Raw genomic sequence first — 13,166 nt, 5'->3', positions numbered from 1 at the left:
GGCCGAACGAGCGCGAGGACAGGCGTAGGTGCGAGGAGCCATCTGGTGCAGTCGTGCGCGCTTGCATATTAGCGCGGCATGCGGATCGCGATCATCGACACGAGCTCAACGCGCGCCGCGATCATCTCCGATGGCTTGCGGGAGGCGGGGCTGGTCGATCTGGTGCTCATCGACCCGAACGGGCCGCTCGCCGCGCAGATCGAGGCGGCGCAGCCCGAGGTCGTGCTGATCAACCTCGAAAACCCCAGCCGCGACCAACTCGAGGATTGCTTCGCCATGTCGCGCGCGCTCGACCGGCCGATCGCGATGTTCGTCGACCAGAGCGATGCCGAGGCGACCGGCGCGGCGATCGACGCCGGGGTCAGCGCCTATGTCGTCGATGGGCTCTCGAAGCAGCGAATCAAGCCGGTGGTCGATCTGGCGGTACGACGATTCCAGGCGTTTTCGCGGCTCCAGCGCGAACTCGATGCGGCCAAGAATGCGCTGGCCGAACGCGCGGCGATCGACCGCGCCAAGGCGATATTGATGAAGAAGCGCGGGATCGACGAGCCCGCCGCCTATGCGCTGCTGCGCGGACAGGCGATGCGGACGAGCCGCCGGATCGTGGAAATTGCGGAAGCGATCGTCACGGCCGAGGCACTGATGGGGGACTTGCCGTGACCGACGAGACGATGCGGATCGGCTTCCTGCCCCTGGTCGATGCGGCGCTTCCGATTCTGGCGCACGAGCTCGGCTTTGCTGAGGCGCAGGGGCTGCGGCTCGAACTTGTCCGCGACATGACGTGGGCGACGGTACGCGACCGGCTGCTCTACGGTCATACCGATGCAGCTCACATGGTCGCGCCGCTCGCCATCGCGACGGCGCTGGGGCGGGGGCGACCGGCGGTACCGATGGCGGTTCCGTTCGTGCTCGGGCTCAACGGCAATGCCGTGACCTTCTCGACCGCGCTGGCCGATGCAGTGGGCTTGAGCGATACGCTGGGCGATCCAGTGGCGATCGGTGCAGCGCTGAAGCAGGTCGCGCGCGGGCGGCGGCTGCGTTTCGGCGTCGTGCATCGCTATTCCAGCCACAACTATATGCTCCGCTATTGGCTGGCGGGAGTGGGGATCCGTCCCGACATCGATGTCGATATCGTCGTCACCAGCCCACCCTTCGCCGCCGATGCGCTGGCGGCGGGCGAGGTCGACGGCATCTGTGTCGGCGAGCCGTGGAATTCGATCGCGGTCGATCGCGGGGTCGGTCGGATCGCGCTCGCCACGGCGCAGATCTGGCGGCGCGGGGTGGAGAAGGTCCTCGCGATGCGCAGCGCCGTCGTAGAGGAGCGGCGCGATGCGGTGCTGCGGCTAGTCCGCGCGCTCCACGCCGCTGCGGCGCATTTCGTCGATCCGGCCAACGCCGAGCCGAATGCCGCCATCCTCGCGCGCGGGGACTATCTCGATGCCTCACCCGATGCAGTGCTGCGCGCGATCACCGATCGGCTGCGGCTGACCCGGGGAGGCGCGCCGGTCCATTATCCCGATTTCATGTTCCAGTATCGCGAAGCGGCGAACTTCCCCTGGCGCAGCCAGGCGGCGTGGCTTTACGCCCAGATGACGCGATGGGACGGGACCGGCTATTCGGACGCAGCCGCAGCGACCGCGACGCAGGTGTTCCGCCCGGACCTCTATCGCCAGGCGCTGTTGGGATCGGGCGCACCCTTGCCGGGGGCCAGCTCAAAGCTGGAGGGCGGGCTGGACTCGCCGGTCGGGGTGGGATCAGTGCAGGGGCGGCTGACCCTTGGCGCCGATCGCTTCTTCGATGGAAAGTCGTTCGATCCCGAGGACATAGCCGGATATCTCGCCAGCCTTCCTTGATACGCCGCACCTGAAAATATTGCACTTGCGAAGATTCGGCTTGCGCGGGCGAAGCGAATCATTCAGCTTTCTGTGTGTACGGCAAAGATGCCGGAAAGATTGATGCGCGTCGCTGCCAATGGAGGGAGCGGACCGCAACGGGTCGGGGCGCAGGCTCCTTCAACCTCAACAGGCAACGAAGCCGCCAGGACGCGCCCGAATGGTCGCCGTTCTGGCGGCTTTTTTCGTGCCGGTCGCATTCGGGGACTGAGACGATGGCAACAGGCTTTCTCAACGCGGAGGCGTCCACTTCGCAATCGAGCTTCTGGTCAAGCGGGCACAGGCCGACGCTGATCGCAGCGTTCCTCTATTTTGACCTCGCGTTCATGGTGTGGGTGATCCTTGGACCGCTCGCGCCGGAGATTTCCAGGACGCTGGCGCTGACCCCCGCTGAAAAGGGGCTGATGGTCGCTGTCCCGACGCTGGCCGGGGCGCTGCTCCGCGTGGTCAATGGCCTGCTGGTCGACCGGATCGGGCCGAAAAACTCGGGGACGATCAGCCAGATCATCGTGATCGCAGGCCTGTTCACCGCTTGGGCGATGGGGGTGACCAGCTTTGCCGGCACGCTCGCGCTGGGCGTGATCCTTGGCTTTGCCGGGGCGAGCTTCGCGATCGCGCTCCCGCTCGCCAGCCGCTGGTATCCGCCGAAGCATCAGGGCAAGGCGATGGGTCTGGCCGGAATGGGCAATTCGGGCACGGTGCTCGCCGCCCTATTTGCGCCGGGCCTTGCCAAGACCTTCGGCTGGAACGACGTGCTGGGTCTCGCCTGCATTCCGCTTTCGATCGTGCTGGTCGCCTATGTGTTCATGGCGAAGGATGCGCCGGGCCGCCCTGCGCCCAAGTCGCTCAAGGACTATTTCCAGCCGCTCAAGGCTGCGGACAGCTGGTGGCTGATGGGCTTTTACTCGGTGACGTTCGGCGGGTTCGTCGGGCTCGCCGCCAGCCTGCCGATCTATTTCACCGACCGCTTCGGGCTCACGACGATACAGGCAGGCTATGCCACCGCGGCGTGCGTGTTCGCCGGGTCGCTGGTGCGGCCGATGGGCGGCGCGCTGGCCGATGCGATCGGCGGCGTCAAGGCGCTGACCGCCGTGTTCATCCTTGCCGCCTTCGCGCTGGTCGGCATTGCGCTGGCGGACGATTTCGTCACTGCGCTGATGCTGTTCGTGATCGGCATGCTCGCCCTCGGCACCGGCAATGGTTCGGTGTTCCAGCTGGTGCCGCAGCGTTTTGCGGCGGAGATCGGCGTGATGACCGGTTTGGTCGGGATGGCGGGCGGGATCGGTGGCTTCTATCTCGCCTCGTCGCTGGGGCTGGCCAAGCAGTGGACCGGCAGCTTTGCGCCCGGCTTTCTGGTCTTCGCGGGGCTGGCGATCGTCGCGCTCGTCGGGCTGATGCTGGTCAAGGCCAAGTGGCGCGCGACCTGGGGCACCGCTGCCGGCGTGCGGATCTGATCGGATGCGGTCCGCACTCCCGATCATCGGCCCGGCCGAGGGGGTGACGTTGCGAGCGGGATGGCACTGCCGCGCTAGCGGCCGCCTCGACCGCATCATGGGGACGAATTCAAGCTGCTCGCCTCGGCGAAGCTCGGCAAGACCACAGCATCGTCGCACTCCGCCGATTACCGCGCCGACGGCCTCGCCACCGACACATGCACATTCTGGCTGCAACTGGACTGGATGATTTGATGGAAATGCACTCTGTCACCCCCGCGAAGGAGGACACGCGCGAGCATCTTGTCGTGATCGGCAACGGCATGGCCGGGTGCCGCGCGGTCGAGGAAATCATCGCGCGCGACCCGACCCGCTATCGGTTCACCATTTTCGGCGCAGAACCGCGGGTGAACTACAATCGCATCATGCTTTCCCCGGTGCTGGCGGGTGAGAAGGCGTTCGATGACATCGTCATCAACGGTGCGGACTGGTATGCCGAACATGGCATCGACCTGATCGCCGGAGATCCGGTGGTGGGGATCGACCGGGCTGCAAAGACCGTAACGTCGCGTGGCGGCGTAACCACCGGCTACGACAAGCTCCTGATCGCCACCGGCAGCGACCCCTTCATCATTCCGGTACCAGGGCACCAACTGCCGGGCGTGATCGCATTCCGCGACATGGACGATGTCGCGACGATGTTGTCCGCTGCAGAAAGGGGCGGGAGCGCGGTGGTGATCGGCGGCGGGCTGCTCGGGCTGGAGGCGGCGCACGGCCTATCGCTTCGGGGCATGAAGGTGACCGTGCTCCATTTGATGCCATCGCTGATGGAGCGGCAGCTCGACGAGGCCGCCGGGTGGCTGCTCAAACAGGCGCTAGAAGCGCGCGGGCAGGCGATCCTGACCGGAGCGGAAACCGCCGAGATTATCGGTGACGGCAAGGTCGAGGGAGTACGGCTCAAGGACGGCACCGAAATCGCCGCCGATCTGGTCGTCATGGCGGTCGGCATCCGCCCAGCCTCGGGCCTTGCGCGTGCTGCCGGACTTGAGGTCGGTCGCGGGATCAAGGTTGATGACCATATGGTCACCAGCGACCCCGACATCCTCGCAGTCGGCGAATGCGTCGAGCATGACGGCAATGTCTATGGCCTGGTCGCGCCGCTGTGGGACATGTGCCGCAGCCTGGCCGATCATATGACCGGCAGCCCTAGCGGTTATCGCGGGTCGGTCACCTCGACCAAGCTCAAGGTGTCGGGAATCGACGTGTTCTCCGCGGGCGATTTCTCCGGCGGGGACGGGTGCGAGGACATCGTGATGCGCGACGGCGCACGAGGGGTGTACAAGCGCGTGGTGATCAAGGACGACCGCATCGTCGGCGCGGTGCTCTATGGCGATACCACCGATGGGAACTGGTATTTCGACCTGCTCAGGAAGCAGGAGAGCGTTGCCGATGTCCGCGACCTGCTGATCTTCGGCCAGGCCTTCGCCCGGGGAGGGGGCGCGGCGGACCCTAAGGCGGCCGTTGCGGCGCTTTCCGACGATGCGGAAATCTGCGGCTGCAACGGCGTGACCAAGGGACAGGTGGTGTCGTGCATCGCCAAGGGATCGCACAGCCTCGACGCGGTGCGCGCCACCTGCAAGGCATCGGCAAGTTGCGGTTCGTGCACGGGCCTGGTCGAATCCATCCTCGCGCTAACGCTGGGCGAGGAGGTGCAGTCGGGCGCGAAGACGATGTGCAAATGTACCAGCTTCGGCCATGACGATGTCCGGCGCGAGATCGTCGCGCAGGACATGCGATCGATCCCGGAGGTGATGCAGAAGCTGCACTGGAGCACGCCCGATGGCTGTTCCTCGTGCCGCCCCGCGCTGAACTACTATCTCCTCTGTGCACTGCCCGGCGAGTATGTGGACGACCAGCAAAGCCGTTTCGTCAATGAGCGGATGCACGCCAACATCCAGAAGGACGGAACCTATTCGGTCGTCCCGCGCATGTGGGGCGGGCTGACCAACCCGCGTGAGCTGCGCGCGATCGCCGATGTCGTCGAGAAGTACGACGCGCCGATGGTCAAGGTGACCGGCGGTCAGCGGCTCGACATCTTCGGGATCAAGAAGGAGGATTTGCCCGCGGTCTGGGCCGATCTCAATGCCGCCGGAATGGTCAGCGGCCATGCCTATGGCAAGTCGCTGCGCACAGTGAAGACGTGTGTCGGCTCCGAATGGTGCCGCTTCGGCACGCAGGATTCGACCGGGCTTGGTGTCAAGATCGAGCGCGCGACCTGGGGGTCGTGGATGCCGCACAAGTTCAAGATCGCGGTCAGCGGGTGCCCGCGCAATTGCGCCGAGGCGACGATCAAGGATTTCGGCGTGGTGTGCGTCGACAGCGGCTACGAGCTGCATGTCGGTGGCAATGGCGGCATGCATGTCCGTGCCACCGACCTGCTTTGCAAGGTCGCGACCGAGGCGGAGGCGATCGAGCATTGCGCCGCCTTCATTCAGCTCTACCGTGAAGAAGCGCGCTATCTCGAGCGCACCGCGCCGTGGATCGAGCGGGTCGGGCTCGACTATATCCGCGCGCGGCTGCTCGACGACGACGGAGTCCGCGCCGACCTCGCCGCGCGCTTCTTCCACTCGCAGAGTTTCTCGCAGGACGATCCCTGGGCGCAGCGCGCGCAGGGTGCCGAGCGCGAGCACCACGCGCCGATGGCGCGCTTCACCCCCGTTGGAGAGATGGCATGACCGGCGAGTGGTTGGACATCGGCTGGCTCAATGAAATCCCGGTCCGCGGCAGCCGCACGGTTCAGGTCGAGGGTGGCGACGATATCGCGATCTTCCGGACGGGCGAGAATGAGGTGTTCGCGCTGCTCGACCGCTGCCCGCACAAACATGGCCGATTGTCGCAGGGCATCGTTCATGGCGGCGCGGTGGCGTGCCCGCTGCACAACTGGCGCATTTCGCTGACCACCGGCGAAGCGCTCGGCGAGGACAAGGGCTGTACCCCGACGGTGCCCGTCAAGATCAGTGCCGGGCGGGTGCTGATCTGTCGTGCCGGCACGCTGAAGGCGGCGGCCTGATGGGCGAGGCGGTCCGCACCACCTGCGCCTATTGCGGAGTTGGTTGCGGGATCCGTGCGACCGTCACGGGTGAGCGTCAGGTGCGGATCGAGGGCGATCCTGATCATCCTGCCAATCGCGGACGGCTCTGTTCGAAGGGCACGCATCTGGGCGAGACCGTCGGCCTGGAAGGGCGACTGCTCCACCCGATGATCGGCCTCAGGCGTGCGAGCTGGGACAAGGCGCTGGCGCTTGTCGCGAAGCGCTTTCGCGACACGATCGCGCGGCACGGGCCGGGCAGCGTCGCCTTCTATGTTTCGGGTCAGTTGCTCACCGAGGATTATTATGTCGCGAACAAGCTGATGAAGGGGTTCATCGGCACCGCCAACATCGACACCAATTCGCGGCTGTGCATGTCGAGCGCGGTCGCCGGGCACAACCGCGCATTTGGCGAGGATGTGGTGCCTGCCAGCTATGACGATCTCGACTCCGCCGACCTGATTGTGCTGGTGGGCAGCAACGCCGCCTGGTGCCATCCGATCGTCTATCAGCGCGTCTCCGCACGGCGCGAAGCGGGGGCGAAACTGGTGGTGATCGACCCGCGCCGCACCGAGACCGCAGCGGACGCTGACCTGCATCTGCCGATCCGCCCGGGCAGCGACGTCGCGTTGATGAACGGGCTGCTGCACTGGTGCCGCGAGGCTGGCGTGGTCGACGAGGCATATCTCGCCGCGCATGTCGCGACGCCCGACAGTTTCTGGGACGACGTAGGAGAGGGGAGCGACCTGTGGTCGGTGGCAGGCGTCTGCGACGTGGCGCCGTCAGACCTCAGGCGCTTCTACGAGCTGTTCGCCGCAACGCCCCAAACGGTGACCATGTTCAGCCAGGGCGTGAACCAGTCGCTGAGCGGCACCGATCAGGTCAACGCCATCCTCAACGTCCATCTGGCGACGGGGCGGATCGGCAAGCCGGGTGCGGCACCGTTTTCGATTACCGGCCAGCCCAATGCAATGGGCGGGCGCGAGGTCGGCGGACTCGCCTCCACCCTCGCCGCGCACATGAATTTCGCGGCTGAGAACCGCGAACTGGTCCAGCGCTTCTGGGCCTCGCCCGCGATGGCGCAGAAGCCGGGGCTGAAGGCTGTCGACCTGTTCCGCGCGATCGATGAAGGGCGGATCAAGGCGCTATGGGTCATGGCGACCAACCCGGCGGTATCGATGCCGGACGCAGGCCGGGTGCGCGATACACTCGCCGCCTGTCCCTTCGTCGTGGTGAGCGACGTGATGGAGCGGACCGACACCGTCGATTACGCCCATGTCCGCCTGCCCGCTGCCGCCTGGGGCGAGAAGGACGGGACGGTCACCAACAGCGACCGAACGATCAGCCGCCAGCGTGCGCTGTTCCCGCTGCCCGGCGAGGCGAAACCCGATTGGTGGATCGTCAAGGAAGTCGCGCGGCGGATGGGGTGGAAGACCGCCTTTGCCTATGACCGCCCGGCCGAGATCTGGCGCGAGCATTGCCGCCTCTCGACCTATGGCAATGGCGGCAAGCGGCTGTTCGCGCTGCCCGATGGCGGGTCGGGGGGCAATGCGGCGTATGACGCGATGACGCCGTTCCGCTGGGGCGGAGTGCCGTTCGCCGATGGCCGCTATTCGACAGCCGATGGGCGCGCGCGGCTGGTCAGCGTGGCGCAGAAGCCGATCCCCGCACCGCTGCGCGACTGGCCGATGACGCTCAACACCGGACGCTATCGCGACCAGTGGCACACGATGACCCGCACCGGGCTTGCGCCGAAGCTGGCGCGGCACCGCGAGGAGCCGTTGGTCGAGGTGCATCCCGAGGATGCAGCCGAACTGGGCCTCGCCGAGGGCGGTCTTGCACGCGTCACGACGCCGCAGGGGGACAGCATCTTCCGCGTCGCGCTGACCGATGCGCAACGGCGCGGCGAGCTGTTCACGCCGATCCACTGGACCGACCGCACTTCGACCGGCGGGCGCACGGGGTTGCTTCCGCGCCCGCTGACCGATCCGCATTCGGGGCAGCCGGGGTTCAAATCGACTCCAGCTAAGCTTGAGCCTGTCACGGCCGAGTGGCGCGGATTTCTGATCATGGCGGGTGAGCTTGCAAACAAGCCGCGCTGCCTGTGGGCGACGCGGGTGGCGGTGCCGCAGGGCAGTCTGTGGGAGCTGGCCGGCAATGGCGACACGGCGCGAATCGAGGCAATGCTGCCGCGCGGCGAGCGGATCGAGGCAGTCGACGTCGGCCGTGGCACGCGGCGCGTCGCGATACTCGACAAGGGCAAGCTTGCCGCAGTGTTGTTCGTCACTCGCACCGGCGAGCTTCCCTCGCGCGACTGGCTGATCGCGCAGCTCGCCGAGGAACGCGCCGCGCCGACCCTGCTCGCCGGTCGCGCACCGGGAACTCAGCCCGATCGCGGAGCGGTGATCTGCGCCTGTTTCGATGTCGGGCTCAACGCCATCGTCGCGGCGATCCGCGACCAGGGGCTGGCGGACGTCGCCGCGATCGGCGGCGCGCTGCAGGCTGGAACCAATTGCGGATCGTGCCGCCCGGCGCTTGCCCGCATTCTTTCGGAGGTGACGTCCGATGCCGCATGACGACTTTCCCGTTGGGAGTGTTTGGCTGGTCGGCGCGGGACCGGGCGACCCCGACCTGCTGACGCGCAAGGCGATGCGGCTGATCGAGGCGGCCGACATCGTTTATCATGATGCGCTGGTCGGGCCGGGCGTGCTCGCGCTGATTCCCCGTGGGGTCGAGCGGGTGAGCGTCGGCAAACGCGCCGGACGGCATTCGAAGGATCAGGCGAGCATCGATGCGATGCTGGTCGCTGCCGTGCGCCGGGGTCGGCGGGTGGTGCGGCTTAAGGGCGGCGATCCGTCGATGTTCGGGCGCTCGGCGGAGGAGATGACCGCGCTGCGCGACGCCGGCTTCCTCGTGCAGGTCTGCCCCGGCGTTACGGCTGCGAGCGCGGCGGCAGCTTCGGCGGGCGTATCGCTGTCGCTGCGCGGTCTGGCACGCGAGGTGCGCTTCGTCACAGCGCACAGCCGCAACGGCGCGGCGCTCGATCTCGACTGGGCATCGCTTGCCAGTCCTGGGGCGACGCTCGCATTCTACATGGGGCGCGGCGCGGCGGGGGAGATCGCGCAGCGCCTGATCGCGGCCGGGCTTGACCGCGCGACTCCGGTGTTGATCGCGTGCAACGTTAGCCTGGCGAACGAAAAGCGGCTGTCGACCCGGCTCGACTTGCTCGACATCGCCACTCGCGCCTTCGCCGACGGGGCGCCCACCCTCATCCTGATCGGTGAGGCGGTGCGCGTCGAAGACAATACGCCGATGGCGGCACCGTCCGGTACCTTCGCGCACAGGTAAGCTGGAATGCGGCATTCGAACCGCAGTCAAAATGTCGCACCGCATCGCATATCGACCGCTTCCTAGGAGGCCGATGGGTGCCCAAGATTTGCGCTAAGTCACTGAAAAAATGGTGGACGCACTAGGGCTCGAACCTAGGACCCGCTGATTAAGAGTCAGCTGCTCTACCAACTGAGCTATGCGTCCATCCGGGGTGGCGAGCACTTTCCAGGAAGTGCCTGCCGCGTTTTGGAGGGGCGCGACTAGCAAAGCGTTTCGACCCATGCAACCGCTAATTTTGCGCGATCGCGCGGGCGTGGCTCACCAGCGTACGACCTTCCGGTTCTGCCGGTCGATCGACATGAGGATTCCCACGCAGATCAGCACCGTCATAAGGGCCGATCCGCCGAAGCTCACCAGCGGCAACGGAATGCCGACGACCGGGGCGAGGCCCATCACCATCGCCATGTTGATCGCGACATAGAAGAAGATCGTCGTCGCCATCCCTGCGGAGGCGAGACGCGCGAACTTGCTCTGCGCCCGCAGTCCCACGTTGATCCCCCAGCGGACGAGCAACAGGAAGGCGACGATCAGGAACAGACCGCCCATCAGCCCCCATTCTTCCATCATCGTCGCCAATGCGAAATCGGTATGGCCTTCGGGAAGATAATCGAGATGGCTCTGGGTGCCGTTGAGAAAGCCCTTGCCGAACCACCCGCCCGATCCGATCGCGATCTTCGACTGGCTGATGTGATAGCCGGTGCCGAGCGGATCGTTTTCCGGATCGAGGAAGGTGAGCACTCGATTCCGCTGATAGTCGTGCAGCACGAAATTGACCGCGAGCGGAATCGTCACTGCGAGGGCGAGAGCGCCGGCGATGAAGAGCCGGAGCGGCACGCCGGCAAGAAACATCACGGTCACGCCACTCGCGCAGATCATCAGTGCGGTACCCAGATCGGGCTGCAGCATGACGAGGCCCGCCGGGATGCCGATCAGCAATGCCGCCGGCCAGATGGCGCCGAAGCGGCGAATCTCGCCAGCCGGCAGGATTTCATAGAAGCGCGCCAGCGCCAGCACGATCACCGGCTTCATCAGCTCCGAAGGCTGCAGCCGGATGAAGCCGAGATCGAGCCATCTTTGGCTGCCGCCACGCACGGCACCCAGTAGTTCGACGCCGACCAGCATGAGTACCAGCGCCCCATAAAGGGGCAGCGCACCCATCGCCCAGACCGATTCGGGCAGCCGCGACATCATCATCGCAAGACCGAGGAAGACGACGAAGCGTACTGCCTGCGGGTAGGCCCAGGGCGAGATACTACCGCCCGCCGCAGAATAGAGCACCAGCAGGCCGAACACGCCGATCGCAGTAACCAGAAGGATGATCCGCCACGGCAGCTGCGCGACCGGCGCAGGGACGAAGCCGCCCCCTAGGTTGCTCATTGGTCGCTCTCCGCGGAGTTGCCGGCAGCGGCGTTGCCGGCCGCTTCGCCGGAGGTTCCGGGAGCCTGCGGCGGCGGAGCGGCACGGGCCGCTTCGAACGCGGCGGTCTGTGCCGCCATGCGGGTGCGATAGTCGCCGCCCCAGCTCGGCTCGAGTTCGAGCAGCGTGTCGATCGCTTTCCGCTTGTCAAACAGATAGGTCATCACGTCGCGCGCCACGACCTTCGCGTCAGTGACCGGATTGATGTGGCCGTGATGCTCGAGAACCACCGACATGGCGTAGCGCGGGTTATGCGCGGGCGCGAAGCAGATGTAGAGCGTGTGGTCGCGCAACCGGAACGGCAGCTGCGCGTCGCGCAGCACGCCCGTCCGGCGCTCGGCTGCGGTGATCCGGCGCACCTGCGCGGTGCCGGTCTTGCCCGAGACTTCGATTCCGTCGAGCGGCAGGCGTGCGCTCCAGCCGCCGGTGCCGCCGCCGTTCACCACCGCCCACATGCTGTGGCGCACGGTTTCGAGATGATCCTCGGGGATGGCGAGCCGCGGCGCCGGCTCGTGCGGCGTATCGAGCAGCAGCCGCGGCACCACGCGCCTGCCGCCGGCGAGCCGCGCGGCCGCTACCGCGAGCTGCATCGGGTTTGCGAGCACATAGCCCTGGCCGATCGAGGCATTGACCGAGTCGGCAACGGTCCAGTCTTCGTTGTACTTGCGCTTTTTCCATGCGCTGTTCGGCACGGTGCCGTACCGCTGGCTGGGGAAGGGCAGGTCGAATTCCTTGCCCAGCCCGAGGTCCGAAACGACGGTGGCGAACCGATCGTAGCCCAACTCGCGCGCCATGCTGTAGAAATAGACGTCGCAGCTCTGCGCGACCGCCGCTTCCATGTTCACCGAACCATGGCCGCCGCGCTTGTGGCAGTGGAAGGCGCGCCGACCCACCTGAAGCGCCCCGCCGCAATAGACCGTCTGGTTCGGCGAGATCCCCGCTTCGAGGATTGCCAGCGCGTGCATCGGCTTCACCGTCGACCCCGGCGGATACAGCCCCTGCAGCACCTTGTTCATCAGCGGGATGTGATCGTCCTCCCGCAGCATCGCCCATTCGGACTGGCTGATGCCGTCGGAAAAGGCGTTCGGATCATAGGCGGGGACCGAGACCATCGCGAGGACGTCGCCGGTGAGCGTGTCGAGCACCACCGCCGATCCTGAATTGTCGGCCATGCGGCGCGCGGTATATTCCTGCAGCCCTGCGTCGATCGTGAGCTTCACTGTCTCGCCCGGCTTGTCGGGCCGCGTCGCAAGCTCGCGCACGAGCCGGCCGCGCGCCGTGACTTCGACGCGCTTGGCGCCCGGCGTGCCGCGCAGCCGATCCTCCAGCGACTTCTCCAGGCCGTCCTTGCCGAGCTTGAAGCCGGGAGTGACGAGCAGCGGGTCGCGCTCCTCCTGATACTGCTCGGCCGAAGCGGCGCCGACATATCCGACGAGGTGGCCGACGGCGGCGCCGAGCGGGTAGTTGCGCGCAAAGCCGCGCGTGGGGGCGACGCCGGGCAGGCTCGGCTGGCGCACACCCACCGCAGCGAACTGCTCCCAGTCCAGATTCTCGGCCACCTGCACCGGCTGAAAGCCGGCGTTGCGCTCCAGATCATTCTTGATCCGCTCGATATCCTCATCATCGAGCGCCAGGATCTGGCGGAGCTGCGTCAGTACCTGTTCCTCATCCTCCAGTCGGTCGGGAATGATGTCGACACGAAAATCGGTGCGGTTGTTCGCGATCGGCGCACCGTTGCGATCGACGATCCAGCCGCGTCGCGGCGGCGTCAGCGTGAGATTGATCCGATTGCTCTCGGCGAGCAGCCGATAGCGCTCGTTCTCGAACACCGCGAGCCAGGTCATCCGCCCGGCGAGCAGGAGCCCGACACCAGCCTGCGCTCCGCCAAGCAGCATGGCACGGCGCGAGAAGCTGAAGGTCTGGGCGGCTTCGGTTACGCGACTCATG

Annotated in this window: 9 protein-coding genes and 1 tRNA gene; 7 read left to right on the top strand and 3 right to left on the bottom strand. The window is 66.5% G+C overall.

The features are described from left to right. Positions 1-78: 78 nt before the first annotated feature. The 7 genes from H7V21_RS03145 (at position 79) to cobA (ending at position 9,761) form a co-directional block, all read left to right on the top strand. Positions 79-660, top strand: a complete 582-nt coding sequence (locus H7V21_RS03145; protein ID WP_188055179.1) for an ANTAR domain-containing response regulator — start codon at positions 79-81, stop codon at positions 658-660. A gap of 11 nt (positions 661-671) precedes the next feature. After that, complete coding sequence (locus H7V21_RS03140) at positions 672-1,853, top strand: CmpA/NrtA family ABC transporter substrate-binding protein (protein ID WP_188056323.1); 1,182 nt, start codon at positions 672-674, stop codon at positions 1,851-1,853. 254 nt (positions 1,854-2,107) lie between these two features. Continuing rightward, entirely contained in the window at positions 2,108-3,346 is a 1,239-nt protein-coding gene (locus tag H7V21_RS03135) for a nitrate/nitrite transporter (protein ID WP_188055178.1), read from the top strand. A 233-nt stretch (positions 3,347-3,579) separates the two neighbouring features. Then, positions 3,580-6,060 carry a nitrite reductase large subunit NirB gene (gene nirB / locus H7V21_RS03130; RefSeq protein ID WP_188055177.1) on the top strand — a complete coding sequence of 827 codons (2,481 nt, stop codon included), beginning with the start codon at positions 3,580-3,582 and terminating at the stop codon, positions 6,058-6,060. Next, a complete protein-coding gene (gene nirD / locus H7V21_RS03125; RefSeq protein WP_188055175.1) occupies positions 6,057-6,395 on the top strand; it encodes a nitrite reductase small subunit NirD in 339 nt (112 codons plus the stop codon). The genes nirB and nirD overlap by 4 nt, the downstream gene beginning before the upstream one ends. After that, the gene (locus tag H7V21_RS03120) at positions 6,395-8,989 is read left to right on the top strand and encodes a nitrate reductase (RefSeq protein WP_188055172.1); all 2,595 of its coding nucleotides are present in this window, start codon (positions 6,395-6,397) and stop codon (positions 8,987-8,989) included. Before nirD ends, H7V21_RS03120 begins: the two co-directional genes overlap by 1 nt. After that, positions 8,979-9,761 carry a uroporphyrinogen-III C-methyltransferase gene (cobA, locus tag H7V21_RS03115; protein ID WP_188055170.1) on the top strand — a complete coding sequence of 261 codons (783 nt, stop codon included), beginning with the start codon at positions 8,979-8,981 and terminating at the stop codon, positions 9,759-9,761. The genes H7V21_RS03120 and cobA overlap by 11 nt, the downstream gene beginning before the upstream one ends. 110 nt (positions 9,762-9,871) lie before the next feature. Here the strand turns inward: cobA and H7V21_RS03110 are convergent. The 3 genes from H7V21_RS03110 to mrdA form a co-directional block, all read right to left on the bottom strand. Next, positions 9,872-9,947: transfer RNA gene (locus H7V21_RS03110), tRNA-Lys, on the bottom strand. 114 nt (positions 9,948-10,061) lie between these two features. Next, on the bottom strand, positions 10,062-11,180 hold the full coding sequence (gene rodA / locus H7V21_RS03105; RefSeq protein WP_188055168.1) for a rod shape-determining protein RodA: 1,119 nt from the start codon (positions 11,178-11,180) through the stop codon (positions 10,062-10,064). Continuing rightward, on the bottom strand, positions 11,177-13,165 hold the full coding sequence (gene mrdA / locus H7V21_RS03100; protein ID WP_188055166.1) for a penicillin-binding protein 2: 1,989 nt from the start codon (positions 13,163-13,165) through the stop codon (positions 11,177-11,179). Before mrdA ends, rodA begins: the two co-directional genes overlap by 4 nt. Position 13,166: the final 1 nt, after the last annotated feature.

The sequence above is a fragment of the Sphingosinithalassobacter sp. CS137 genome, from assembly GCF_014334115.1.
Taxonomy (GTDB): Bacteria; Pseudomonadota; Alphaproteobacteria; order Sphingomonadales; family Sphingomonadaceae; genus Sphingomonas.
Note: the sequence above shows the minus strand (reverse complement) of the source record. Positions and strands in the feature narration are given on the sequence as shown.